Annotated in this window: 22 protein-coding genes and 1 pseudogene; 11 read left to right on the top strand and 12 right to left on the bottom strand. The window is 71.4% G+C overall.

Translation table 11 applies throughout. The features are described 5' to 3' along the window. Positions 1-3: 3 nt before the first annotated feature. Both EV187_RS03190 and EV187_RS03195 read left to right on the top strand, forming a co-directional pair. Positions 4-1,140, top strand: a complete 1,137-nt coding sequence (locus EV187_RS03190) for a sensor histidine kinase (protein ID WP_130351563.1) — start codon at positions 4-6, stop codon at positions 1,138-1,140. After that, positions 1,137-1,832, top strand: a complete 696-nt coding sequence (locus EV187_RS03195) for a response regulator (RefSeq protein ID WP_278038596.1) — start codon at positions 1,137-1,139, stop codon at positions 1,830-1,832. Before EV187_RS03190 ends, EV187_RS03195 begins: the two co-directional genes overlap by 4 nt. 90 nt (positions 1,833-1,922) lie before the next feature. Here EV187_RS03195 and EV187_RS03200 read toward each other — a convergent pair whose 3' ends face one another. Continuing rightward, positions 1,923-2,957, bottom strand: coding sequence for a ScyD/ScyE family protein (locus EV187_RS03200; protein WP_165391090.1), 1,035 nt, complete (start codon positions 2,955-2,957; stop codon positions 1,923-1,925). A gap of 246 nt (positions 2,958-3,203) precedes the next feature. On the opposite strand from EV187_RS03200, the gene EV187_RS03205 reads away from it, so the two are divergent. Further along, positions 3,204-3,905, top strand: a complete 702-nt coding sequence (locus EV187_RS03205; RefSeq protein ID WP_130351566.1) for an endonuclease/exonuclease/phosphatase family protein — start codon at positions 3,204-3,206, stop codon at positions 3,903-3,905. Between the two features lie 60 nt (positions 3,906-3,965). Here the strand turns inward: EV187_RS03205 and EV187_RS03210 are convergent, their stop codons facing one another. Both EV187_RS03210 and EV187_RS03215 read right to left on the bottom strand, forming a co-directional pair. Then, positions 3,966-4,901, bottom strand: coding sequence for an aldo/keto reductase (locus EV187_RS03210; protein ID WP_130351567.1), 936 nt, complete (start codon positions 4,899-4,901; stop codon positions 3,966-3,968). A gap of 22 nt (positions 4,902-4,923) precedes the next feature. After that, complete coding sequence (locus EV187_RS03215; protein ID WP_130351568.1) at positions 4,924-5,796, bottom strand: aldo/keto reductase; 873 nt, start codon at positions 5,794-5,796, stop codon at positions 4,924-4,926. Positions 5,797-5,914: 118 nt separating this feature from the next. Here EV187_RS03215 and EV187_RS03220 point away from each other — a divergent pair, with 118 nt between their 5' ends. Next, on the top strand, positions 5,915-6,823 hold the full coding sequence (locus tag EV187_RS03220) for a LysR family transcriptional regulator (RefSeq protein WP_207221718.1): 909 nt from the start codon (positions 5,915-5,917) through the stop codon (positions 6,821-6,823). A gap of 173 nt (positions 6,824-6,996) precedes the next feature. Beyond that, positions 6,997-7,608: a dihydrofolate reductase family protein gene (locus EV187_RS03225; protein WP_130351570.1), complete on the top strand. Its 612-nt coding sequence runs from the start codon at positions 6,997-6,999 to the stop codon at positions 7,606-7,608. A 54-nt stretch (positions 7,609-7,662) separates the two neighbouring features. Here the strand turns inward: EV187_RS03225 and EV187_RS03230 are convergent, their stop codons facing one another. The 5 genes from EV187_RS03230 to EV187_RS03250 all read right to left on the bottom strand — a co-directional run bounded on the left by EV187_RS03230 (position 7,663) and on the right by EV187_RS03250 (position 13,705). Further along, positions 7,663-8,460 carry a siderophore-interacting protein gene (locus EV187_RS03230; protein ID WP_242609406.1) on the bottom strand — a complete coding sequence of 266 codons (798 nt, stop codon included), beginning with the start codon at positions 8,458-8,460 and terminating at the stop codon, positions 7,663-7,665. Between the two features lie 68 nt (positions 8,461-8,528). Beyond that, entirely contained in the window at positions 8,529-10,295 is a 1,767-nt protein-coding gene (locus EV187_RS03235) for a glycoside hydrolase family 35 protein (protein ID WP_130351571.1), read from the bottom strand. Positions 10,296-10,392: 97 nt separating this feature from the next. After that, the gene (locus EV187_RS03240) at positions 10,393-11,733 is read right to left on the bottom strand and encodes an ABC transporter substrate-binding protein (RefSeq protein ID WP_130351572.1); all 1,341 of its coding nucleotides are present in this window, start codon (positions 11,731-11,733) and stop codon (positions 10,393-10,395) included. Between the two features lie 98 nt (positions 11,734-11,831). Next, entirely contained in the window at positions 11,832-12,773 is a 942-nt protein-coding gene (locus tag EV187_RS03245) for a carbohydrate ABC transporter permease (RefSeq protein WP_130351573.1), read from the bottom strand. Continuing rightward, a complete protein-coding gene (locus EV187_RS03250; protein WP_130351574.1) occupies positions 12,770-13,705 on the bottom strand; it encodes a carbohydrate ABC transporter permease in 936 nt (311 codons plus the stop codon). Before EV187_RS03250 ends, EV187_RS03245 begins: the two co-directional genes overlap by 4 nt. A 117-nt stretch (positions 13,706-13,822) precedes the next feature. On the opposite strand from EV187_RS03250, the gene EV187_RS03255 reads away from it, so the two are divergent. Then, positions 13,823-14,860, top strand: a complete 1,038-nt coding sequence (locus EV187_RS03255; RefSeq protein ID WP_242609408.1) for a LacI family DNA-binding transcriptional regulator — start codon at positions 13,823-13,825, stop codon at positions 14,858-14,860. A gap of 83 nt (positions 14,861-14,943) precedes the next feature. Next, on the top strand, positions 14,944-16,476 hold the full coding sequence (locus EV187_RS03260; protein WP_165391091.1) for a glycosyltransferase family 39 protein: 1,533 nt from the start codon (positions 14,944-14,946) through the stop codon (positions 16,474-16,476). Here EV187_RS03260 and EV187_RS03265 read toward each other — a convergent pair. Next, positions 16,458-17,228 carry an SDR family oxidoreductase gene (locus EV187_RS03265; RefSeq protein WP_130351576.1) on the bottom strand — a complete coding sequence of 257 codons (771 nt, stop codon included), beginning with the start codon at positions 17,226-17,228 and terminating at the stop codon, positions 16,458-16,460. The genes EV187_RS03260 and EV187_RS03265 overlap by 19 nt on opposite strands. Continuing rightward, positions 17,225-17,743: a hypothetical protein gene (locus EV187_RS03275; protein WP_207221719.1), complete on the bottom strand. Its 519-nt coding sequence runs from the start codon at positions 17,741-17,743 to the stop codon at positions 17,225-17,227. Before EV187_RS03275 ends, EV187_RS03265 begins: the two co-directional genes overlap by 4 nt. 144 nt (positions 17,744-17,887) lie before the next feature. Here EV187_RS03275 and sigJ point away from each other — a divergent pair, with 144 nt between their 5' ends. Together sigJ and EV187_RS03285 are read left to right on the top strand one after the other, a co-directional pair. Continuing rightward, positions 17,888-18,805 (top strand): RNA polymerase sigma factor SigJ, encoded by a 918-nt coding sequence (gene sigJ, locus EV187_RS03280; RefSeq protein WP_130351577.1) that lies wholly within the window; start codon positions 17,888-17,890, stop codon positions 18,803-18,805. Positions 18,806-18,873: 68 nt separating this feature from the next. After that, complete coding sequence (locus EV187_RS03285; RefSeq protein ID WP_130351578.1) at positions 18,874-19,956, top strand: DNA glycosylase AlkZ-like family protein; 1,083 nt, start codon at positions 18,874-18,876, stop codon at positions 19,954-19,956. Positions 19,957-19,975: 19 nt separating this feature from the next. On the opposite strand, the gene EV187_RS03290 is transcribed toward EV187_RS03285, so the two are convergent. Further along, the gene (locus tag EV187_RS03290; protein WP_130351579.1) at positions 19,976-21,499 is read right to left on the bottom strand and encodes an ATP-dependent DNA ligase; all 1,524 of its coding nucleotides are present in this window, start codon (positions 21,497-21,499) and stop codon (positions 19,976-19,978) included. A gap of 79 nt (positions 21,500-21,578) precedes the next feature. Next, the gene (locus EV187_RS03295; protein ID WP_130351580.1) at positions 21,579-22,769 is read right to left on the bottom strand and encodes an MFS transporter; all 1,191 of its coding nucleotides are present in this window, start codon (positions 22,767-22,769) and stop codon (positions 21,579-21,581) included. 154 nt (positions 22,770-22,923) lie between these two features. Between EV187_RS03295 and EV187_RS03300 the strand changes: the two are divergent. Together EV187_RS03300 and EV187_RS03305 are read left to right on the top strand one after the other, a co-directional pair. Then, a pseudogene (locus EV187_RS03300) lies at positions 22,924-23,322 on the top strand (winged helix-turn-helix transcriptional regulator); the annotation flags it as partial. 131 nt (positions 23,323-23,453) lie between these two features. Beyond that, entirely contained in the window at positions 23,454-24,476 is a 1,023-nt protein-coding gene (locus tag EV187_RS03305) for a 1-aminocyclopropane-1-carboxylate deaminase (RefSeq protein ID WP_130351581.1), read from the top strand. Positions 24,477-24,661 lie beyond the last annotated feature (185 nt).

Consider the following 24,661-nt stretch of genomic DNA (forward strand, 5'->3'; position numbering starts at 1 on the left):
GGCATGACGAGCCCCCTCCGCTCGCTCTGGGACGCACCGGCCGCCGTGCCGCCGCCACCCCGGCGTGTCTGGCGCGACTGGGTGCTGGTGGCCGTGCTGCCGCTCGTCGCGATCTTCGAGGCGGCGGTGCGCCCCGACGACGTGCCGTGGCGCTGGCTCTGGGTGGGCGTGCTCGTCGCACTCGTGCCGACCCTGCTGTGGCGCCGGACGCACCCGCTGGCGATGCTCGCCATCGCGTTCGGCGTCGGGTCGGTCTTCACTCTGGCGACCGGCGGCGACCCGCAGCTCGTCACGACGGCGTACTTCCTGCTGCTCGTGTACGCCGTCGTGCGGTGGGGCTCGGGACGCGCGATGGCGGCGGCGGGCGCGATCATGCTCGCGTCATCCGCGTTGTCGTTCGCGCTCGCCCCGACCGCCATCGGCGATGTCATCGGGGGCCTGGCCGTCGTGGCCGCGACGGTCAGCCTCGGCGTGGCCTTCCGCTGGCGGGCGGCGGCACGGGCTCGGGAGATCGACCGCGTGAAGCTCCTCGAGCGCGAGCAGCTCGCCCGCGACCTCCACGACACCGTCGCCCATCACGTCTCCGCGATCGCCATCCAGGCGCAGGCCGGCACGGCGGTGGCGGCCACCGATCCCGCCGCCGCCGTCGAGGTGCTGCGCGTCATCGAGGGCGAGGCCTCCCGTACGCTCGACGAGATGCGCTCCATGGTCCGCGTGCTCCGTCGCGACGACGTCGCCGATCGATCGCCGGGTCCGGGGCTCTCCGATCTCCGCGCGCTCGCGCACGCCGGCACCGGTCGCGGGCCGACCGTCGAGGTCCGACTCGTCGGCGACGTCGAGGCCGTTCCCCCCACCGTCGCCGCCGCGGTGTATCGCCTCGCGCAGGAGGCGGTGACGAACGCCCGGCGCCACGCGCGCAGTGCCACCCGCGTCGACGTGCGCGTGGAGGTGGACGAGGCGGCGATCCGGCTCGACGTGCGCGACGACGGCGACCCCGTGGCATCCGCCGCCGCCGGCTACGGGATGACGGGGATGGCCGAGCGGGCGACCCTGCTCGGCGGCACCTGCGAGGCGGGCCCCGCGTCCGGAGGCGGATGGGCCGTGTCGGCCGTGCTTCCACGGTCGGGCTGGTCGACGTGAGCGTCGACACGAGCGTGCGCGTGCTCATCGCCGACGACCAGGAGCTCGTGCGCACCGGGCTCCGGATGATCCTCGATGCGCAGCCCGACATCGAAGTCGTGGGCGAGGCGGCCGACGGTGCGGAGGCCGTGGCGCTCGCGCGGAGCATCCGCCCCGACGTGTGCCTCTTCGACATCCGGATGCCGGTGATGGACGGCCTCGAGGCGACGCTCGCCCTCGCCGGGCCGGGCGTCGACGACCCCGTCCCGGTCGTCGTGATCACCACCTTCGACCTCGACGAGTACGTGTACGCGGCGCTGCGCGCGGGAGCCCGGGGCTTCCTCCTGAAGAACGCGGGAGCAACGCTGCTCGCCCAGGCCGTGCACGCCGCCGCCCGCGGCGACGCCCTCATCGATCCGAACGTCACCGTGCGCCTGATCCGGACGTTCTCCGGTTCGACTGCGGGTGGGCGCACGTCGCGCCCGGTGCAGCCGATCGAGCCGCTCACGCCGCGCGAGGAGGAGGTGCTCGCGACCGTCGCGCGGGGGCTCGGCAACACCGAGATCGCCGCCGAGCTCCACATCTCGCTGAGCACCGTGAAGACGCACCTCGCGAGCCTCATGGCCAAGATCGGCGCACGCAACCGCGTCGAGGTCGCGATCTGGGCGTACCAGACCGGACGCGTCGATGCGGGGCCGGATCGCCGGACCTAGACGGATGGGCGTGCGGTCACGGCCACGGCGGCCTGCCCGCAGGAGCTCGCCGACGAGCCGGCCACCGCGAGGGCCGCGCCGCGCGTCGCGTCAGCCCTGGCCCTTGGGCCCGCACCCTCCCCACATGCCGTGACGGTCGGGGGCGACATCGTCGACGACGAGCACGTCTCCCCCGAGCGTCACGATGAACGCCGTGTCGCCGACGAACGACAATGACGTCGGACGATCGAGGTCGTCCACGATGACCGTGAACGTGCCGTTGCCGTTGACGCGCAGGAGCTCGCCGCTGTCGGGGAGACCCGGCGAGCCTGGTTCCACGTCTCCCGGCGAGTCGCCCTGCGAGAGGGCGTAGTAGCCGCACGAGGCCGCCTCGACGTCGACGATGAGGCTGGAGCCCGCCGCCACGGCACGCGGCGACGACGGATGGCTCGGATCGATGACGACCACCCTGCCGGTGGCCGGGTCGTGCGGGATCGGCCCCGCTTCGGCCATGAACACCTTCGCGCCGTCGACCTGCAGGCCCGTGGGGACGATGTTCCCGTACTGGGCAACCTCGCTGACCTCGCCGTCGAGGTCGGCGAACAGCAGCCGGTTGTGGTGCCCGTCGGTGACGAGGAACCCGTCACCGTACGGCACGAACGCGTACTGCACGCCGCTCGGCACGAAGTAGTCGGCGTCCGGCGGATTCTCGATCGACCAGTTGGCGGTGTCGGCGATGAGCGTCGTGGAGTCGACGTCGTCGACGCGGTAGATGCCGCCGGTGTCGCTGCCGCCCACGTCGGGACCGACGACGCTGATGAGCACGTACGCCGTCTCGCCGATGAAGGCGACGTCGAAGACGCCGCCCGGCGCCGTGATCGGCAGGCCAGTCGCGAACGGCGTCGTCGCGCCGGTGGTCGTGTCGATGCGCACGACCTCGCCGCCTGCCCGGTCGGCGACGTACAGCGCACCATCGGGGCCGATGGTGCTGCCGATCGGACCGGCCAGCCCGGTGGCGAGCACCTCGGCGACCGGCTCGGGACGCTCGCCCGGCGGGACCGCGTTGGCCGTCGTCGGCAGGAGCACCGCCGGCACCAGTGCAGCCGTCATGATCGCGGCGATGATCGCCGCTCGTCTCGTACCCATGTCCTGCATCCCCAATGCATGTCGAGCCGTCGGCCACGCCGCGGAAGCGGTGCGACCCCGGGGCGCCGCCCTGCGCAGGATCACGGATGTCGCTGCGAGGAGGCAGCACCGGCCCAGCCTCCTCCTGCGCGGCGTAAACGTCAAGGATTCCTCAGTTTTGCAGCGGGCTCCGACGACGCGATCGGGAATCCGGGAGCATGCTGTCAAGCGCGTCACAGGTGCCCCGGCGCTGCGTAGGCTGAGCGGGTGAAGGTCGTCAGCTACAACCTCCGGAAGCATCGGGCCATCAACGAGCTCGCGGCGCTCGACGAGCGCTACTCCCCCGATCTGATGTGCCTGCAGGAGTGCGACACCACCGACCTCCCGCAGCGCCTCGGTCACCTCGAGCTCGCCATGTCGACGTCGGGCAACCGGCTCGGGCTCGCCGTGTACTACCGCCCCGATCGATACGAGTTCCGGGTCGTGCGGAGCTTCGCGCTCAAGAAGTCGCTGCACGACCACCTGCTGCGCCCCGCCCACGAACGGCTCATCGGGGTGCGCCTGCTCGACCTCGAGGCCGAGCGCGAACTCGTCGTGGCCTCGTTCCATGCGGCGCCGCTCACCGCGCTGAACTCCCTGCGTCGCCACCAGATCAAGTCGGCGCTCGCGCAGCTCCAGTTCCTCGGCCCGGGGCTGCCGACGCTGATGGTCGGCGACTACAACTACCCGGTCTTCAAGGACAACCTCGCCGAGAAGGTCCGCGAGGTCGGCTACGAGCTGACCCTCAGCGACAGCCGCACGTACACGCGCTACAAGTTCTTCCGCGGGCACTTCGACCTCGCGACTTCCGTCGGCTTCGACATCGACCGGGTCGAGACCCTGCCGCGCGGGTCGTCCGACCACCTCCCGATCCTGGTCGACGCGCGGTACGCCGGCGTGCCCGCCCAGGCGGCGGACGTCGTCATCTGAGCCCGGCCGCGCACCTCGTTCGGTGCCCGGCCGGGGGCCGCTCGCGAAGCGATCCGAGGGTCAGGGCACCAGGTGGCCGGCGGCCCGGAAGAGCTCGTACCACTCCGCGCGCGTCAGCGGGATCTCGGAGCCCTGCGCCGCGGCCGTGACGCGCTCCGGGCTGGTCGTGCCGAGCACGACCTGCATCTTCGCGGGGTGGCGGGTGATCCACGCCGTCGCGATCGCGATCGGCGGCACGTCGTAGGCGCCTGCCAGCCGGTCGATGACGGCGTTGAGCTCGAGGTACTCGGGCGAGTCGAGGAAGACGCCCGTGAAGAATCCCGCCTGGAACGGCGACCACGCCTGCACGGTGATGTCGTGGAGGCGGCAGTAGTCGACGATGCCGCCGCCGTCGAGCGTCGCCGACTGGCCCTCGGCCGCCATGTTCGCCGCGACGCCCTGGGTGATGATCGGCGCGTGCGTGATCGAGAGCTGGAGCTGGTTGGCGACGATGGGCTGCCGCACGTGCTTCCTCAGCAGGTCGATCTGGCGCGGCGTGTGGTTCGACACCCCGAACGCCCGCACCTTGCCGGCGGCCTCGAGCTCGTCGAAGGCGCGGGCGACCTCCTCGGGCTCGACGAGCGCGTCGGGCCGGTGCAGCAGCAGGATGTCGATGTAGTCGGTGCCGAGCGCGGCCAGCGAGCCCTCGACCGCTTCGATGAGGTGCTCGTACGAGAAGTCGAAGTACGGGCCGTTGCGCACGATGCCGGCCTTGGTCTGGATGGTGAGCTCGGCTCGCTCCGACGGCGAGAGTCGCATCGCCTCGGCGAAGCGTCGCTCGCACTCGTGCAGCTCCCGGCCGTAGATGTCGGCGTGGTCGACGAAGTCGATGCCGGCGTCGCGCGCCGCGCGCACCAGCTCGCGGATCTCGTCGTCGGTCTTGTCGGAGATGCGCATCAGGCCGAGCACGACGTTCGGCGCGGCGATCTCGGTGCCGGGGAGGGTGAAGGTCTTCATGGTGCTCCTGGTCGGGATGGGGTCAGGCCGCCTGCGAGAGCTCGGCGAGGACCGCCAGCTCATCGGCGGTGAGGGAGAGTTCGGCGGCGCGCACGGAGTCCTCGATGCTCTGCGTCCGCGAAGCACCCGGGATCGGGATGACGACGGGCGCGAGCGCGAGCTCCCATGCGAGTGCGACCTGCTGCGGGCTGACGCCTCGCCCGTCCGCGACCTCCTGGAACGTCGAGTGCTGTCGGCCCATGTCGCCGGCTCGACGGATCCCGCCGAGCGGCGACCACGGGAGGAAGGCGATGCCGAGCGCGGCGCAACGGTCCAACTCGGGGAGGCTCGATCGGAATGCCGGAGAGAACTGGTTCTGCACCGAGACGAGCCTGCCGTCGAGGATCGCGTTCGCCTCGTCGATCTGGGCGACATTCGCATTCGAGATGCCCGCCATCTGGATCACGCCGTCATCGAGCAGGTCGCGGATGGCGCCGATCGAGTCGGCGTACGGAACGTTCGGGTCGGGCCGGTGGAATTGGTAGAGCCCGATCGACTCGACGCCGAGGCGGCGTGCCGAGGCCTTCGCGGCCTCCTTCAGGTACTCGGGCCGGCCGTTCTGCGTCCATGACCCATCGCCGGGGCGCAGGTGGCCGCCCTTGGTGGCGACGAGCACCTCGGAGGTGTCCGCGCCGTAGGACCTCAGCGCCTCTGCGATGAGCTCCTCGTTGTGACCGACGTCGTCGGCGCGCAGGTGGTACGCATCCGCGGTGTCGATGAGGGTGACGCCGGCGTCGAGTGCCGCGTGGATGGTCGCGGTCGATCGGGCCTCATCGGGCCGTCCTTCGATGGACATCGGCATTCCGCCGAGGCCGATCGCACTGACTGCACGAGATCCGATGGTTCGCTGCTGCACGATGGTGCCTTTCCTGTCGCTGGGCTTGCCATCTCACACTAAGGACGAGCATCCTAGAAGTCCAACAACTAATAGTCATGGTATTGAGAAGCGGTACTGATCAATGGACCTTCGGCAGATGGAGTACCTCGTCGCCCTGGCCGACGAGCAGCAGTTCACGCGCGCGGCTGCGGTCTGCAGGGTCTCGCAGTCGGGCCTTTCGGCGGCGATCCGCAGTCTCGAGGACGAGCTCGGTACGACCCTGTTCCTTCGCACGACCCGCCGCGTCGAGGCGACCGACGCCGGGCTCGCCCTGCTCCCGTACGCGCGCACCATGCTCGCCCAGGCGGCTGCCGGGCGCGACGCCGTCGTCCACGCGACGCGCGAGCTGTCGGGCAAGCTGCGCGTCGGCGCCGAGCAGTGTCTCGGGATCGTGGATGTCCCGCCCCTGCTCGAGCGATTCCGTCGCCGGTACCCGCTCGTCGACATCCACTTCACGCAGGCCGGCTCGCACGACCTCGTCGAGCAGGTTCGCGACGGAGAGCTCGACGTGGCGTTCGTCGCGACGACCGATCACCTCACCGGCATGACGCGCACGGAGCTCGGTCGACGGCCGCTCGTGCTGTTGTGCCCGCCGGAGCATCCGCTCGCCCGCTCCGCCCGTCTCGAGTGGGAGGAGCTTCGCGACCAGGACTTCATCGACTTCCAGGAGTCGTGGGCGGTGCGCTCCGTCAACGACTCCGAATGTGCCGCGCACGGCGTCGGCCGTCGGGTGCGCTGCACGGTCAACGACGTGCACACGCTCATCGACCTCGTCCAGCGTGGTCTCGGCGTGGCGCTCGTGCCCCACCATGTCGCCTCCAAGCCGCAGGCGGCCGGTCTCGTGCCGGTGCAGTTGGCGCAGAGCGCGACGCCGCAGTGGGTGGTGTCGGCCGTCACCGGCAGTCCGGCCGCGGCATCCGCCCCTCTGCTGCTCGAGATCCTCGATACCGAACTGGGGCGCCCCGAGCCGGTGCGGGACGTCGTCGCGGCTACACCCCGATCGTGAGCGCCGCCGTGTACCCGGCGGCGACGGGAGGTCGGCGACCCGGCGCTCGTCCTCCCTCGACCCGGCGTGCGCTCGTCGCTAGCGTGGCACGTGGTGGTGTCGATTCCGGGCCACGCCGATCGACGCATGGGTAGAGGCGGCATCCGGTCGCCGTTCACGCGAAGGAGCACACCATGGGAATCCTCTCCGTCGACCTGTTCATCACCCTCGACGGCGTGTACCAGGCGCCGGGCGGCCCCGACGAGGACCGGGAGGGCGGCTTCGAGTTCGGGGGCTGGCAGGGCGCGTACTTCGACGACGAGACCGGCGAGGCGATCGGCGCCGGTATCGACCACATGGACGCGCTGCTGCTCGGTCGCAAGACGTACGACATCTTCGCGGGGTTCTGGCCGAACCAGGGCGACGACCCGATCGCGGTGACGTTCAACGCCCTGCCGAAGTTCGTCGTGTCGCGCACGCTGACCGACCCGGGGTGGGAGGGCACCACCGCGCTGTCGGATGTCGCGGAGGTGGCCGCGCTGAAGGACCGGTTCGAGGACATCCACGTGATCGGCAGCGGCGACCTCGTGCGCTCGTTGCTCGAGGCCGACCTCGTCGACCGGCTGAACCTCATCCTCTATCCGCTCACGTTCGGATCGGGCAAGCGGCTCTTCGCCGACGGCACCGGCGTGCCGGCGGCGTTCCGCTTCGCGCAGCCGCCGCGAGCGTTTCCGAAGGGAGCGATCTCGCTGGTCTACGAGCGTGCCGGCGCCCCGGTCACGGGGGTCGACATCAGCCAGGGCTAGTCGCGGCGTGCGCCGGGCCGGGTCGCGCCCGGGGCATCCGCGCGCCGCGTCGGCTCACTGCGCGGCGCGCCAGTAGCCGCAGAAGGTGACGTTCGCCTTGGGCACCGCGCGGTCGTTCACGAGGTGGCGCCGGGCGCCCGTGGCGAGCTTCGACTCGCCGGCCGCGAACGCGTTCACCGACCCCGCGAACGGCGGCAGTTCGCGCAGGTGGTCGAGGGCGGCGACGCCCACCGGCCCACCCGGCTCGCGCACGATCCAGTGCACGTCGACGCCGTCGGGCGCGTCCACGGGCTGGCGATCGTCGAGGTCGGGCAGCTCGATGAGCGCGTGGCCGCGCGCATCGCGCGGCAGGTCGCGCAGGATCCCGACGACGGCCGGCAGGGCGCTCTCGTCGCCGACGAGCAGCACGTCATCGGCGTCGAGCTGCCGATACCCGCAGCCCTGGTCGATGAGGGCCACGGATGCCCCGATCGGCAGGCCCTGCGCCCAGGGCCCCGCCACCCCGGCGTCGCCGTGCACGACGAAGTCGACGTCGAGCTCGAGATCGTCGGGCCGGAACTCGCGCACCGTGTAGTTGCGGATGACCGGTCGCGTCGCCTTCGGCAGCATGAGGAACCTGAGGTACCCCGCCATGTCGTAGGTATCGGCGAGGTTGTCGAACCGCGTGTCGTCCGAGGTGGGCACGGCCAGCCGGAACCACTGGTCGAAGCCGAGGTGGCGCCAGTCCGCGAGGTCGTCGCCCGCGAGGGTGAGGCGCACGAAGTGGGGCGAGATCCGCACTGCCTCCACGACGTCGGCGTTCACGAGGCCGGTCTCCGCATGGGTCACGACGAGGTTGCTGATGGCGGCCACGTTTCCTCCGGGTTAGGTAATCCTTACCTTACCCGAGAGCGCGCCCGCTGCAACCCGCACCAGGGCCGTCAGATCTCGGTGTGCCCGAGCTCGGGCGCCGGGAGCAGCCGGATCACGGGGTCGGCGATCGCCTCGAACTCGAGCAGCACGAGCTCGTTGCGCCCCGCCCGCGTGACCGGACCCGGCACGACGAGGGTGCGCTGCGGTCCGCGGCGCCAATACCGGCCGAGCAGGAACCCGTTGATCCACACGAGGCCCTTGCCCCAGTGCAGGGTGTCGAGGAACAGGTCGGCCGGCTCGTCGAGCTGGAACTCCCCCCGCGCCAGCGTGGGGCCCGCGGCGAACCCGACGGAACGTCCATGCGACGCGAGCTCCGGCACGCGGTCGAGGTCGACGAGGCGCACGCACCAGTCGGTGACGTCGTCGCCGTCGAGCGCGACACCGCCGATGAGGCCCTTGTGCTCGCCCAGGCGAGCGCCGTAGTCGACACGTCCCTGGTCTTCGACCAGGATCACGAGCTCGCCCCGGGTCTCTGGCAGCACCACGGAGCGCTCGTGCGCGTCCCGCGACATCACGCCGACGGGAACCCCGTCGAGCAGCACCCACGCGCGGTCGCGGACCTCCTCGCCGACGGTGAGCACGCCCGGGCCGCCGCGGCTGAGTCGCGTGGCGAACAGCGCGATGCCGCGGTCGTGGCCGAGCTCGTCGAACGTCGGCATGGTGTCATGGCGGGTCTCGTCGCCGAGGCGCGCGGCCACCTCCAGGAGGGCCTGGCCCACGGCGAGCGGCGCCACGAGCTCGGGTGCCGTCGGCCGAGGCACCGGCACCTCGTCGGGGACGTCGGCATAGCGCGAGATGACCTCTCGGAACGCCCAGAACTTCTCGGTCGGGTATCCGCTCTCGTCGAGCGGGGCGTCGTAGTCGTAGCTCGTCGTGATCGGCGCGTAGCGTCCCTTGTCGTTCGCCCCGTTCGTGAGGCCGAAGTTCGTGCCGCCGTGGAACATGTAGACGTTCACCGACCCGCCCGCCGCGAGCAGCGCGTCGAGCTCGGCAGCGGATGCCGCGGCATCCGTCACGTGGTGGTGCGAGCCCCAGTCGTCGAACCAGCCGCACCAGAACTCCATGCACATGAGCGGGCCGGTGGGCTGGAATTCGCGGAGCGTCTCGAGGCGCTCGGGCACACGCGAGCCGAACGACCCCGTGAGGTGCAGGCCGGGCAGGCTGCCGTCCGCGAGCATCTGCGGGGTGGGCTGGTCGATCGTGGTGAGGGGCACGGTGATGCCGGCGTCGCGGGTGACCCGCACGAGCTCGGCGAGGTAGGCCTTGTCGGCACCGTAGGCGCCGTACTCGTTCTCGATCTGCACGAGGATGACCGGCCCGCCGACGTCGAGCTGCCTCGGCGCGACGATCTCGTACACGCGACTGAGGTACTCGCTGACCGCCGCGACGTAGTGCGGCTCCGACCGGCGCACGCCCACCTCGGGATCACGGAAGAGCCACGCGGGCAGGCCGCCGTTGTCCCACTCGGCGCAGATGTACGGCCCGGGGCGCACGATGGCGTGCATGCCCTCGGCCGCGACGAGGTCGAGGAAGCGGCCGAGGTCGAGGCCACCGTCGGCGCGCCACTCGCCGCGGTGGGCCTCGTGCGCGTTCCAGGCGACATACGTCTCGATCGCATTCAGGCCCATCAGCCGCGCCTTGCGGATGCGGTCCGCCCAGAGGTCGGGGTGCACGCGGAAGTAGTGCAACGCGCCCGCGAGGATGCGGTGCGGCTGCCCGTCGAGCTCGAAGTCGGTCGGCCCGATGGCGAAGCGGGAGTGGACGGTCACTGGCATCCGTTCTGGTGGTTCTGGATCGTGGGGAGGGAATCGAGGGACTGGACGGGCGGGGCCGGCCGGGCGTGCCCGACCGGCCCCGCCGCGTGTGCGACGACTACTCGCCGACCGTGAAGCCCTGCTCGTTGCCGTACTCGACGAGCTGGCTCTGCCAGTCGGCGAGGCCCTCGTTCAGGTCGGCCTTGTTCGCGTACGACTGGCCGACCGTGTCGCCGAAGATGCTGTTCGCATACACCTGGTAGGGCAGGTACGACCAGCCGGATGCCACGTCCTTCGAGGCCTGGGTGAGCACCTCGTTGATCTTCTGGCCGCCGAAGTACTCCGACTCGAGGCCGACGAACTCGGGGTCCTCGAGGTCGGCGGTCGTCGACGGGAAGCCGCCGCTCTCGAGGAACACGTCGATCGACGCGGGGTCGCTGTTCAGCCAGCGGAGGAACGCGGCCGCGAGCGCGGGGTTCTCGCTCTGCTTGACGACCGACTGCCCGCCGCCGCCGTGCTCGGCGGTCACCGCCGTGCCGTCGTAGGTCGGCAGCGGGGCGACGCGCCAGTCACCGGCGGCGTCGGCCACGCTCGACTCGAGCACGCCCGGCATCCACGCGCCGATCGGGAGGCTCGCGATCGACCCGTCGGCGAGGCCCTTGAACCACTCGTCGCTCCAGCCCGGCGTGGTCGAGAGCAGGTCCTCCTCGACGAGCTGGTTCCAGACGCCGGTCCACTTCTCGGTGCCCTCGTCCTGGAAGCTCACCGTCACGTCGGTGCCGTCGATCTCGAACGGGCGACCGCCCGCCTGCCAGATCATGCTCGTCGCGAAGCCTGCGTCGCCGGTGTCCGACGTGATGTACTTCGTCGGGTCGGCGGCGTGCAGCCGGCGCGCGGCGTCGACGTACTCGTCCCACGTCGTCGGCACGGCGATGCCGTACTGGTCGAAGACGGTCTTGTTGTAGAACAGGGCCATGGGGCCCGAGTCCTGCGGCAGTCCGACGAGCTTGCCGTCGACGTTCACGCTGCCCCAGGTGGAGGCGCTGTACTGGTCCTCGAGCTCGTCGAGGCCGTACTCGCCCAGGTCGACGAGCGCGTCGGCGAGCGCGAACTGCGGCATCGCGTAGTACTCGATCTGCACGACGTCGGGCGCGCCCGAGCCGGCCTTGATCGCATTCTGCAGCTTCGTGTACTCCTCGGTGTTCGTGCCGGCGTTCACGAGCTCGACGTCGACGTTCGGGTACGCCTCCTCGAACGCGGCGACCTGCGCCTCGGCGCTGGGCGTCCAGCTCCAGTAGGTGAGCTCGCCGCCGGCCTCGAGTGCGGCGTCGAGGTCGTCGGGCGAGCCGCCGCCGGTGGCGTCGGCGCCGGTCGAGCACGCGGCGAGCGCGCCGACCGCGAGGGCGGCGGTCGCAGCGACGGCCAGGGTCCGCCGTGCGGCGGTGCGGGCGATGGTCATGTGATGTTTCCCTTCACTTCGTTGTGCGATCTGTGTTCCGGGGCAGGACGCTCCGGGGTGAGCGGTGGGGTTGGGGTTCGACATGCAGGGCCGCTCGGTCACTGCTTGACGCTGCCGGCGCTGAGCCCCGACTGCCAGAACCGCTGCAGGCCGAGGAACGCGATGACGATGGGGAGGATCGTGAGGAGCGATCCGGTGATCACGAGGTTGTAGATCGGCTGCGCCGCCACGCCCGTGGCCTGGGCGTTCCACTGGTTGAGGCCGACCGTGAGCGGGTACCACGTGGGGTCGCTCAGCATGATCAGGGGCAGGAAGTAGTTGTTCCATGTGGCCACGACCGTGAAGAGCAGCACGGTCACGATGCCGGGTGCGAGCAGCCGCACGGAGATGGTGAAGAACGTGCGGAACTCGCCCGCGCCGTCCATCCTGGCCGCCTCGAGGATCTCGGTCGGCACCGAGTCGACCGCGTACACCCAGATCAGGTAGAGGCCGAACGGACTGATCAGCGACGGGATGATGATCGCCCAGGGCGTGTTCGTGAGGCCCAGCTGGCTGAAGAGGAGGAACGTCGGCACGGCGAGGGCGGTGCCCGGCACCGCGATCGCGCCGAGCACCACGGCGAACACCGCACGGCGACCGGCGAACCGGAACTTCGCGAGCCCGTACCCGGCGAGGGTCGCGAGCAGGGTCGCGCCGCCCGCGCCGAGCACCACGTAGAGCAGGGTGTTGCCGAACCAGCGCAGGAAGATGCCGTCGCGGTAGGTGAGGGTCTCCCAGATGTTCTGGAACAGCACGAACTCGTCGTCGAACCAGAGTCCGAAGCTCGAGAACAGCCCGCTCTGCGTCTTCGTCGCGTTGATCACCAGCCAGGCGAGCGGCACGAGGCTGTAGAGGATGAAGATCGACATCAGCAGCGTGAACGCCACCGACTTGCGCGGGCGCAACGGCGAGTGGGGGCGTCGCGGGCTCCGACGAGCGGATGCGGGATCGGCCGACCGGCCGTCGACCGATCGGACCTCGGGGGCGAGGGTGGCGCTCATCGTTCTTCCTTCCGAGAGCCGCGGAGCTGCACGACGTAGGCGATGACCGCGGTGATCACGCCCATGACGATCGCGACCGTGGCCGAGTAGTTGTACTGCTGGCCCGAGAACGAGAGGTTGTAGGCGTACATGTTCGGCGTGAAGAACGTGGTGATGATGTTCGGCGCCAGCGTGCGCAGGATGTTCGGCTCGTTGAAGAGCTGGAAGCTGCCGATGATGGAGAAGATCGTCGCGATGACGATCGCTCCCCGCAGGGCCGGCAGCTTGATGCCCGTGACGACGCGCATCGGCCCCGCACCATCGAGCTCGGCGGCCTCGTAGAGATCGGTGGGGATCGTGCGCAGCGCCGAGTAGAAGATGAGCATGTTGTAGCCCACGAACTCCCACGTCACGATGTTGCCGATCGAGACGAGGATCCAGTTGCGGGCGAACGGCGTGATCACCTCGCTGCCGAGCCAGTCGTTGACGTTCGCGGCGAGTCCGAAGTCGTCGCCGTAGATGAAGCCCCACATGAGCACGGCCACCACGGCGGGCACCGCGTACGGCAGGAAGATCACGATGCGGAAGAAGCCCGAGGCGTGGAGCCGGGCGCTGTCGATCGCGAGCGCCGCGACGAGCGCGAGCCCGAGCATGATCGGCACCTGGATGAGGAGGAACAGGACGACGCGTGCGAAGCCCTCCCAGAACTGGGCGTCGCCGAACAGCTCCACGAAGTTCGCGAGGCCGACGAAGGCGTTGCCGCCCACGAGCTGCTCGCGGAAGAGGCTGAGGTGGACCGAGTAGGCGACGGGTGCGATGAACACCAGGAGGAACACCACGAGGAACGGGGCGACGAACGCGAGGCCCTTCCACTCGCTGCGCGCGCGGACCCGCGTGCGCCGCGGGGGCGGCGGGGCGATCACCGCCGCGGGTGCAGGGGACGTCGTTGTCATTTCACTGTTTCCAATCGCTGGCATGTTCACGTCAACATGCTGAGCCGATACCGTAGCATGTTGACGTGAACATGCGCCAGTCCGTGCATGACACCCGATGTTTCGAGGGAGCCGGCGATGACGACAACCGATGCGACCGACACGCTGTCCGTGCGGCGGCGCGGCCCGTCGATGGCGGATGTCGCCCGAGAGGCGAACGTCTCGGGGCAGACCGTGTCCCGCGTCTCGAACGGGCGCAGCAACGTCGACGCAGACACCCGCGAGCGCGTGCTCGCGGCGATGCGGAAACTCGGCTATCGGCCGAACAGCGCAGCCAGGGCGCTGCGCAGCGGACGGTTCCACAGCATCGGCGTGATCATGTTCACCCTCTCGAGCTTCGGCAACATGCGCACCCTGGACGCGATCGCGGGCGCGGCCACGGATGCCGGGTACTCGATCACGCTCATCCCCGTGCCGCACCCGACCCAGGGCGAAGTCTCGGTCGCATTCGATCGCCTGAGCGAGGAGGCCGTCGACGGGGTCATCATCGTCGTCGAGGCGCACCTGCTCGACGAGAACGACGTCGTGCTGCCCGCGGGCCTGCCCGTGGTGGTCGTCGATTCGACCGCCGGCGGCCGCTACCCCATGGTCGACACCGACCAGGCGCACGGTGCCCGCCTCGCGACCGAGCACCTGCTCGGGCTCGGACACCGCACCGTCCGGCACATCGCCGGGCCCGAGCGGTCGTACTCGGCCACGCACCGCCGAGAGGCGTGGGAGGCGACCCTGCGCGAGCACGGGGCCGACGTGCCGCCCGTGCTCGTCGGCGACTGGTCGAGCGAGTCGGGCCATGAGCTCGGGCTCGAGCTCGCCCGCGACCCCGACGTCACGGCGATCTTCGCCGCGAACGACCAGATGGCGCTCGGCGTGCTCCGAGCCATGCACGAGGCCGGCCGCGCGGTGCCCGGCGAGGTGAGCGTCGTCGGCTTCGACGACATGGAGGAGTCCCGCAGCTTCTGGCCGCCGCTCACCACGGTGCGCCAGTTCTTCGGCGAGGTCGGCCGGCGATCGGTCGAGGAGCTCCTGCACGAGGTGGAGACCGGCGAGCGCGGCGGCAGGACGCTCGTGGCCACCGAGCTGATCATCCGCGACAGCACGGCGAGGCCGTCGGCCTGACCGCGACGGCGTGATGCGGTGCCGGGAGGCGGCATGCTCCGCCATGGTCGCGGCTCCCCTCCGCGAGGCGCATGATGGGCGTGATGGTGATGACCGGCCGAGCCGGACGCACCGGCTCGTACAACGAGGAATCGTCGATCGCCCAGTGGAGCGACGGACGCGTGGCCGTCGTGATCGGCGTCGCATCCGCCCTCGTCGCGATCGCCGGATCGTGGATCCCGTCGCTCTGGGGCGACGAAGCCGCGAGCATCATGTCGGCGCGTCGGGACTGGGGATCCCTCTGGGCGCTCCTCGGCACGGTCGACGCGGTGCACGGGCTCTACTACGTCGTGCTGCACGTGTGGATCGAGCTCGTCGGCGCCTCGCCGTTCGCCGTTCGAGTGCCGTCGGGCATCGCCGTCGGCGCGGCATCCGCGGGCCTCTACCTGCTCGTGCGCCGGCGGGCGCCGCGCGAGCCGGCGGTGATCGCCGCAGCCGTGTTCGCCGTGCTGCCACGCGTGACCTTCCTCGCGACCGAAGCCAGGTCGCTGGCGCTCGCGACCGCCGCGGCCGTCTGGCTCACGCTCCTCCTGCTGCGACTGCTCGATGCCCGGATGCACCGGGGCTGGTGGTGGGGCTACGCGCTCGGGCTCGCACTCGCCGTCCACCTGTTCCTGTTCCTCGCATTGCTCATCCCGGTGCATGCCGTCGTCGTCCTCCTCGACCGCGGTTCGGGGCGGCGGCGGGGCATCCGGATCCGTCCCTTCCTGCTGGCCTGGGCGGGAGCCGCACTCCTCATCGCCCCGATCGGCGTGTTGGCCCTGACGCAGCGGCACCAGATCGCGTTCCGCAAGCCGTATCGCACGGTCACGGCCGAGGGGGTGCTCGTCGACCAGTGGTTCATGCTCGAGGCGCTCGCGCTCATCGCATGGGCGTTCATCATCGTGGCGGTCGCCGTCGTGGTCCACCGTCGCGAGGACGCGTGGCACGGCAACCGTCAGCTCCTCCTCCTCGGCGGAGCGTGGATCGTGGTGCCGACGGCGACCCTGATGCTCGTCGCGGCGGTCGTCTCGCTCGGGTACACCCCGCGCTACCTGGCGTTCTGCGCACCCGCCGCGGCCATCGTGATCGCGATCGCCGTCGCCGCGCTCCCCCGACGGTGGATGCGCGCCGTCTCGGTCGGCGTGATCGCCGGCCTGGCGATTCCCGTCTACCTCGACCAGCGCACGCCGTACTGGAAGAACGGCGGCACCGACTGGCAGGCCGTCGCCGAGGTCGTCTCCATTCATTCCCGGCCGGGCGATGGGATCGTGTTCGACGAGAGCGTCCGCCCGTCGCGTCGGCCCCGCCTCGCGATGCACACGTATCCCAACGGGTTCGACGGTCTCGTCGACCTCGGGCTCGTGCGACCGTACGACGAGACCGACGGATTGTGGGATGTCGCGACCCCGCTCGCCGAGGTCAGCCACCGTCTCGAGGGGATCGATCTCGTCGTGGTCGTGTCGCGGAGCGCCGACGGCGTGGACGCCGACATCGCGACGCTTCGGCGCGAGGGATTCGACCTGCGCGAGATCGTGCGACTCGAGTCGAGCGTGGTGCTGATCTACGAGCGCGCGCTTCAGCCGCCGATGACGTGACGGCGAAGGGCGGCCGTCGCGGCCAGCCACTCGTCGAACGTCTGCACCCCGAGATCCGACCCCGGTCGCGCGAGCAGGGTGCCGTCGCGCATCGCCCGCCCGTACGCGCCGGGAAGCGGCACCTCGAGGACGCGACCCCGCCGACCCGTCGCCGCCGCCCAACGACGCACCAGGTCCGACATCCGCTCGACTCGCGGACCGGCGAGGTCGGCGACCCGACCCGCAGGGGCGGCTGCGGCGAGCGCGACGAGCCGCTCGGCCACCTCGCGCGCCGCCACGGGCTGGGACCGCAGCGTCGGTACGACGACGACCGGGCCGAGCGCCATGCGCGCGTGGAGCTGCGCCGCGAACTCGTGGAACTGCGTCGCCCGCAGGATCGTCCACGGCACCGGCCCCGCCTCGATGAGCTGCTCCTGCAGCGCCTTCCCGGCGTAGTAGGAGTGCGGCGCCTCGTCGACGCCGACGATCGAGAGGGCGACGTGGTGGCGCACGCCCGCCGCGGTCTCGGCGGCGAGCAGGTTGCGGGTGGCCGCGCCGAAGAACGCCCGCGACGCGGCATCCGAAATCGTCTGCACCGACGCCACGTCGATGACGACGTCCACGCCCGAGAGTGCATGGGCGAGGCCCTCGCCCGTCACGAGGTCGACGCCCGTCGATCGGGTCAGCACCACGGGCTCGTGCCCGGTCCCGCGCGCGACGTCGACGACGTGGCGTCCGACGGCTCCGGTTCCTCCGGCGACGGCGATCTTCATCGGGTGGTCTCCTCGGTCGATGCGGCGGGTTCGGTCGAGGCGGCGGGTGCGGTCGATGCGGCGGGTGCGGTCGACGCCGCGGGTTCGGGTGTCTCGGGAGCGCCAGAGCCGTTCCCTCGCGGCGGGACGACGAGCGGAAGGCTCAACACCAGCGAGAGCGCGAGCGAGATCGGTTGGCCCACCGCGTCGAGGGGGGCGAGGTCGGGCAGGTGTGCGAGGTGATAGGCGAAGTGCGGCACGGAGAACACCAGCCAGGCCACGCCGACCGCGATCGAGGCATCCGCTCGCCGTGACAGGGCGGCGACGACGCCCGCGCCGACGAGAGCGAGGTAGAGCGCGCCGACGTCGCGGATGAGGTGCTCGTTGAACGGCCCGTCGACCCCGACCCACGGCCCGAAGCCGGCGCCGGGGAACCGGTCGAAGAACGATCGCGGGGCGAGGAGCGCCCAGGCGCCGACGACGGCGCCGATGGCGTTGAGGACCCAGAGGATGATGCGTCGGAATCTCGTGTTCACACCGAGTACGACCGGATGCCCCGGCCAAACGTGAGGTGCCCGGCCGAGATCGTCGTGGCACATCACATCCCACGGCGCTGCCTGGTCTTGAATGGTGAGGGCGCGTGCGAACGGATGCCGCGCCGCCGACTCCGTGGAGGCATCATGCGCGAACCCGAGGCCGAGGCCCTCGGCGAGCTCCTCGAGGAGCGCACCCACCTCATGAACCTCGCGTTCCGCATGCTCGGCTCGGCGAACGACGCCGAGGACGTGGTGCAGCAGGCCTACGTGCACTGGTTCCAGCTCGACGATGCCGAGCGGGCGGCGATCGAGCGCCCGCGCGCATGGCTCACCACCGTGGCCTCGCGCATCTGCCTGAACATCCTCGACTCGGCGCGGGTGCGCCGCGAGCGCTACGTGGGCGAGTGGCTGCCCGAACCGCTGCCGTCGGCGTCGGCCGGGGCATCCGTCGTCTCGGGCGTCTCGACCGCCGCCGTCGATCCGCTCGACCGCATCACGCTCGACGACTCGGTGAGCATGGCGCTGCTCGTCGTGCTGGAGTCGCTGACGCCCGCCGAACGCGTGGCCTTCGTGCTGCACGAGGTGTTCGGGGTGCCGTTCGCCGAGATCGGCGAGATCGTCGGCCGGTCCCCCGAGGCCACCCGGCAGCTCGCGTCGTCGGCTCGACGGCATGTCCGCGACCTGCGTGCACGGCCGACGGATGCCGCGGACCACGCCCGGCTCGTCGCCGCCTTCCGCCGCGCGTGCGAGGTCGGCGACCTCGACGCCCTCGTGCGCATCCTCGACCCCGAGGTCACGTCGACGAGCGACGGCGGCGGCAAGGTGCGCGCCGCCCTGCGCCCGGTGGTCGGCGCCGAGAACGTCGCGCGATTCCTCCTCGGGGTCCTGCGCAAGGCGCAGGGGCTGTCGGTGGCGGAGCGCGACATCAACGGCGAGCGCGGGCTGGTCGTCAGCGCGGGCGACCAGGTGGTCGGCACGGTGTCGCTCGGCACGGCCGGCGGCCGGATCCACGACGTCTGGATCGTGATGAACCCCGACAAGCTCGCGGCGTGGAACCGCTGAGGCCGCTCGCCGCGGGCGCGGTCGCGCCAGGGGGTGACTCGATCGCGCGGGATGGATAACGTGGGCGGGTGGAGCCGCACCGTCTCGATCGCGCGCAGGCGCGCCGCATCGCCATCCGTGCCCAGTTGCTCGACGCCGATCGCCCGACCGACCTGGTCGGGGCCGTGCGCCACCTCACGTTCCTGCAGGTCGACCCCACCGCGGCGATCGCGCCGAACGCGGACCTCGTCGCCTGGAGCCGGCTCGGCGACGGGTACGCCCCCGACGACCTCGTCCGGGCCCTCGAACGCGACCGCACGCTGATCGAGTACAACGCGCTCATCCGGCCGATGGAGGACCTCAGCCTGTACCGCGCCGACATGGCGGGATATCCGGAGTACCCGCGGTGGCACGAGTGGCTGCGCGCGAACGACCCGTTCCGCCGCGACGTGCTCGCGCGCCTCCGCGATGCGGGCCCGCTGACCTCACGCGACGTGCCGGACACGAGCGTCGTGCCGTGGTCGTCCTCGGGCTGGACGGGCGATCGCAACGTGATCCAGATGCTCGAGTTCCTCGCCCTCCGCGGTGAGGTCGCCATCGTCGGGCGGCGCAAGCGCGAGCGTGTGTGGGACCTGGCCGAGCGCGCGTACCCGGCCGACCTCGCCGCGGTGCCGTCCGACGAGGCACGACGCGTCCGGGACGAACGACGGCTGCGATCACTCGGCATCGCCCGCGCGAAGTCACGGACGGTGCCGATGGAGCCGGCGGATGTCGGCGCCGCCGGCGAACCCGCCGTGGTCGATGGCGTCGCGGGCGAGTGGCGCGTCGATCCTCGGCTGCTCGCGCAGCCCTTCGACGGACGCACCGCCCTGCTCTCGCCGTTCGACCGCCTCATCCACAATCGCACCCGCGCGCTGGAGCTCTTCGACTTCGACTACGCGCTCGAGATGTACAAGCCGGCCGCGAAGCGCCGGTGGGGCTACTTCGCGCTGCCGATCCTGCACGGCGACCGGCTCGTCGGGAAGCTCGACGCGGCGGCCGACCGGAAGGCCGGCGTGTTCACCGTGAACGCGATCCACGAGGACGTGCCGTTCACGAAGCAGGTGCGCCACGACGTCGACGCCGAGGTGCAGCAGCTCGCCTCCTGGCTCGGTCTCGAGGTGCGTCGCTGACGAAGCGCCCCCGCTCGCGTCACCCGCGCAGCAGCGCGCGCAGCGTCTGGATGGTGTCGGCGTCTTCGGGACGCTTGTCGTCGCGATAGCGCTTGACCCGCGCGAACCGCAGCGCGATGCCGCCCGGGTACCGCGTCGAGCGCTGCACGCCGTCGATCGCGATCTCGACCACGGTCGTCGGCGCGACCCACACGGTGTTCGCGGTGCGCCGCACCTCGATCTGCTGGAAGTACTCGGTCTGCCACTTCAGCAGTCGGTCGGTGAGGCCCTTGAACGTCTTGCCGACCATGACGTAGTCGCCCGGCTCGCCGAACTCGCCGGCGGGATCGAGCGCTCCGAGGTGCAGGTTCGACAGCCAGCCCTCACGGCGGCCGGAGCCCCACTCGCACGCGAGCACGACGAGGTCGTAGGTGTGCACGGGCTTGACCTTGATCCAGCTGGAGCCGCGGCGGCCGGCCGCGTAGGGCGAGCCGATCGCCTTGACGACGACGCCCTCCTGGCCGGCGGCGAGCGCGTCGTGCGAGACGCGCTCGGCGACCTCGGGATCGTCCGTGACCTCGCCAGGGATGCGATGCTCGCCGGCGATGCGCTCGAGCTCGCGCATGCGGGTCGACAGCGGTTCGTCGAGCAGGTCGCGCCCGTCGACGTGCAGCACGTCGAAGAACCACGGATGCAGCAGGGTCTCGCGCGCCGCCTCGGCGCCGAACCGCGACATCGTCTCCTGGAACGGCCTCGGCGCGCCGTCTTCATCGAGTGAGAGCGTCTCGCCGTCGAGGATCACGTCGCGCACCGGCATCCGCCGCACCACCTCGACGACCTCGGGCAGGCGATGGGTGATGTCGGCGAGGTTGCGCGTGAACACCCGGACGTCGTCGCCGGCGCGGTGCACCTGGATGCGTGCACCGTCGAGCTTGTATTCGACGGATGCCTCGCCCGTCGTCGCGATCGCGTCGGCCGCGGTCGGGGCGGTGGCGGCGAGCATCGGCAGCACCGGCCGACCGACCACGAGCCCGACGTCGTCGAGCTCGGCCGCGGTGCCCGTGAGCGCGAGCCGCGCCGTCTCGCCGAGGTCGCCCGAGAGCATCGCCGCGCGGCGCACCACGTCGCCCGGCCGGTCGGCGGCCCGTGCGATCGCGTCGGTCAGCACGCCCTCGAGCGCCCCGGTGCGCATGTCACCGAGGAGGGCACGGCTGACGAAGCCCTGCTCCCGCTCGGTGGCGCGCGACGTGAGCTCGCGCAGCGCGGCGGCGCGCTCGCCCGCCGATCCCGAACCGGAGGTGGTGGCGAGCCGATCGAGCAACTCGTCGAGGTCGGCGACCGAGAGCGTCGGCTGTGCCGCCGGCTCCCCCATCGCGGCGGACATGCCGCGCCAGCCGACGCCCACGCGCCCCTGTCGCGGCTTGCCGACGAGGAATCCGACGGCCGGGGCGATCTCGTCGGGATCGAGCCGGCGCAGCAGGTCGGCGAGCGCATCGACCTTGGCCAGCCGCGATCGCGTCGAGGCGACGGCGTCGGCCGTGGTCACGAGCTCGTCGAGCAGCACGGGGCCAGTCTGCCACCCGCCGCCGAAAACGGCCCGTCGCCCTCGGCGTCCTCGGCGCCGCCGCCGGCGACCGTCGGTCCTAGGCGGCGGCGACCGGCACGCGCCGCCGTGCCGTGTTCGCCACCACGAGCGCGGCGACGCCGAGGAGCAGGATGACGGGCGCCCCGAGCTCGAGCGCGAACTGCAGGCCGGACGTCGTGGCGAGCACCCCGAGCGCGAGCGCGGCGACCGCCTGCACGAGGTAGCCCACGACGTAGGCGGCCGAGATCACGGCGGCGCGGTGGTGGGCGGGTGCGCTCGACGTGACGAGGCCGAGGCCGCCGGAGAACATGAGGCTGTATCCGGCGCCCGCCACGAGCGATGACGCGATGAACGCGGGAAGCGAGTGGTCGAGACCCGCGACGATGAGCAGGCCGAGCCCGACGACGGCGAGCACCGGCCCCAGCGTGACGGCCGCACGAGGGCGAAGCGGGCGCGCGAACACCGCGACCGCGCCGATCGTCACGGCGGAGAGCGCGATGATCGCGCCGTCCAGGAAGGCGTTGTCGCTGCGCACCAGGTCGCGGGCGATCTGCGCGCCGAGCGCGAGGAAGATCGCTCCCATCGCGTAGGCCGCCGAGATGCCGAGCGTGCCCGCCGCGAAGGCGGCACGTTCCTCACGGGGCATCCGGGGCCGTCGCGGTCGCCACGGAGCGGCGGCCGCGTCGCGGGTGTGGCGGGGCAGGAGGAACGCGAACCCGCCCACGATCGCCGTGACCGCGGTGAGCACCCAGAAGCTCAGGTGCAGCGGGGCCGGCGCGTACTGCACGAGGGCTCCCCCGACGATCGTCGCGAGCGCGAGTCCCGTCGCGGTGGCCGCCGTCGTCGCCGAGCTCGCGCGGCGGGCGCCGTCTCGTCCGCCCAACTCGACCATCGCGGCCGTCGCGGGGCTCAGCGACAGCCCGACGCCGACGCCCATGAGGGCCCGGCCGATGAACACCCACGTGAGGTCGGGGGCGAGGCCGAATGCGATGGAGCCCGCGGTGAGGGCGCCGAGGCCCATGAGGATGACGGCGCGCCGCCCGATCACGTCGGACAGGTTGCCGAAGACGATGAGCACCGGCACGAGCACGAGCGGGTAGATCGCGAAGATCGCCGTGGTCGCCGAGGGCTGCAGCTGCCACTCCTCGGCATACAGGGGGTAGACGACCGTGGGCGCCCCGCTCGCCCACAGTGCGAGTCCGGCGACGGATGCCGCGGTCCAGAATCCTGCGCGCTCCGACAATGCCATGGTGCCGCCTCCCGATCACCTGAGTTGGATTAACCAAGTTAGCATGCTGAATCCGTTTTTCCTACTCAGTTGCTAGGATGGAGGCGTGGAAGCTGCAGTGGACGCCGGCGCGGAGCGATGCTCGATCGCCCGGAGCCTCGAGGTGCTCGGGCAGAAGTGGTCGTTGCTCATCGTGCGCGAGGCGACGTGGGGTCGCACCCGGTTCGCCGAGTTCCGCGCGCGCCTGGGCGTCGCGCCCGACGTGCTCACCGATCGCCTCGGCCGGCTCGTCGACGCCGGCATCCTCGAGCGCCGTCCCTACCGCGAGGACGGCGAGCGCGAGCGCGAGGAGTACGTGCTCACCGATGCCGGACGCGCCCTGCTCCCGGTGCTCGCGGCGATGAGCGCCTGGGGCGACGAGTACCGGCCCAGCGGCTTCGGTCCCGCGGCGCTCTACGCCGACCGCGACTCCGGCACTCCCCTGCGGCTCGCGTTCGTCGACGCCGACGGAGTCGAGCGGGACACGGCGGAGGTCGCCGTGGTGCGCGGTCCGGGCGCCAGGCCGCTGGCGTAGGTACGCACGTCCCGGGCCGCCTTGACAGGGCGCCGTGATTCCACTGCAATATATTGCATGCCGCAGACTCCGCTCGAGCCGCGGGCACCCGCGCAGCGGCCGTCACGTACCCCCACCTGAGGAGCAGCACCATGGCACTCGCCGACTTCCCCCGCCATCGGTTGACGTTCGGGCCGAGCCCGATCCATCCGGTCGATCGGCTGAGCGCCCACCTGGGCGGCGCCCGCGTCTGGATGAAGCGGGAGGACGTGAACAGCGGCCTCGCCTTCGGCGGCAACAAGACCCGCAAGCTCGAGTACCTCGTGCCCGACGCCCTCGCGAAGGGCGCGGACACGCTCGTCTCCATCGGCGGCGTGCAGTCCAACCACACGCGACAGGTCGCCGCCGTCGCCGCGCACCTGGGCATGAAGGCCGTGCTCGTGCAGGAGCACTGGGTCGACTGGCCGGATGCCGTGAACGACCGCGTCGGCAACATCCTCCTGTCGAGGCTCATGGGCGCGGACGTGCGGCTCTCCCCCGCCGGGTTCGGCATCGGATTCAAGGAGTCGTGGCGGCAGGCGATCTCGGACGTCGAGGAGGCCGGCGGCACGCCCTACGCGATCCCCGCCGGGGCATCCGACCACCGGCTGGGCGGTCTCGGCTTCGCCAACTGGGCGCACGAGGTCGCGGCTCAGGAGCGCGAACTCGGCGTGTTCTTCGACACGATCGTCGTGTGCTCGGTCACGGGTTCGACGCACGCCGGCATGATCGCGGGCTTCGCCGACCTCGACCACAACTTCGGCGGCCGCCCGCGCCGCGTGCTCGGCATCGACGCCTCGGCGAAGCTCGACGAGACCCGCGACCAGGTCGGCCGCATCGCCCGCAACACGGCCTCGCTGATCGAGCTGGGACGCGAGCTGCGCGACGACGAGATCACCGTGCTCGAGGGCTGGGCGGGCGACCGGTACGGCATCCCGGTCGAATCCACCGACGAGGCGATGCGCCTCACCGGTCGCCTCGAGGGCGTCATCCTCGACCCCGTCTACGAGGGCAAGTCGATGGCCGGCCTCATCGACCTCGTGTCGAGCGGTGAGATCCCGCGCGACTCGAACGTGCTCTACGCCCACCTCGGCGGCCAGCCCGCCATCAACGCCTACAGCGGCCGCTACCACTGAGCCGTCGCGTACCACCGAGCCGTCGCGCGGACGGTGCGTGGGGCACGAGCGGACAGGCGCCGGCGGTGCTCGCGCGAGCGGATCCCGACGCGTGCGTGGCCCGGCGTCCCGGTGCTAGCATGCGCGAGCGCCGGTCTCGTGGCGCGCTGTCCGATGCCGGGCCCCGATGACAGGAATGAGGCGAC

This window comes from Agromyces ramosus (assembly GCF_004216665.1).
Taxonomy (GTDB): domain Bacteria; phylum Actinomycetota; class Actinomycetes; order Actinomycetales; family Microbacteriaceae; genus Agromyces; species Agromyces ramosus.

Coding starts and splice junctions, on each gene's coding strand:
- EV187_RS03190 (WP_130351563.1), top strand. CDS start 4: ATGACGAGCCCCCTCCGCTCGCTCTGGGACGCACCGGCCGCCGTGCCG.
- EV187_RS03200 (WP_165391090.1), bottom strand. CDS start 2,957: ATGGGTACGAGACGAGCGGCGATCATCGCCGCGATCATGACGGCTGCA.
- EV187_RS03210 (WP_130351567.1), bottom strand. CDS start 4,901: ATGAAGACCTTCACCCTCCCCGGCACCGAGATCGCCGCGCCGAACGTC.
- EV187_RS03220 (WP_207221718.1), top strand. CDS start 5,915: ATGGAGTACCTCGTCGCCCTGGCCGACGAGCAGCAGTTCACGCGCGCG.
- EV187_RS03225 (WP_130351570.1), top strand. CDS start 6,997: ATGGGAATCCTCTCCGTCGACCTGTTCATCACCCTCGACGGCGTGTAC.
- EV187_RS03235 (WP_130351571.1), bottom strand. CDS start 10,295: ATGCCAGTGACCGTCCACTCCCGCTTCGCCATCGGGCCGACCGACTTC.
- EV187_RS03240 (WP_130351572.1), bottom strand. CDS start 11,733: ATGACCATCGCCCGCACCGCCGCACGGCGGACCCTGGCCGTCGCTGCG.
- EV187_RS03245 (WP_130351573.1), bottom strand. CDS start 12,773: ATGAGCGCCACCCTCGCCCCCGAGGTCCGATCGGTCGACGGCCGGTCG.
- EV187_RS03250 (WP_130351574.1), bottom strand. CDS start 13,705: ATGACAACGACGTCCCCTGCACCCGCGGCGGTGATCGCCCCGCCGCCC.
- EV187_RS03255 (WP_242609408.1), top strand. CDS start 13,823: ATGACGACAACCGATGCGACCGACACGCTGTCCGTGCGGCGGCGCGGC.
- EV187_RS03260 (WP_165391091.1), top strand. CDS start 14,944: ATGGTGATGACCGGCCGAGCCGGACGCACCGGCTCGTACAACGAGGAA.
- EV187_RS03265 (WP_130351576.1), bottom strand. CDS start 17,228: ATGAAGATCGCCGTCGCCGGAGGAACCGGAGCCGTCGGACGCCACGTC.
- sigJ (WP_130351577.1), top strand. CDS start 17,888: ATGCGCGAACCCGAGGCCGAGGCCCTCGGCGAGCTCCTCGAGGAGCGC.
- EV187_RS03295 (WP_130351580.1), bottom strand. CDS start 22,769: ATGGCATTGTCGGAGCGCGCAGGATTCTGGACCGCGGCATCCGTCGCC.
- EV187_RS03305 (WP_130351581.1), top strand. CDS start 23,454: ATGGCACTCGCCGACTTCCCCCGCCATCGGTTGACGTTCGGGCCGAGC.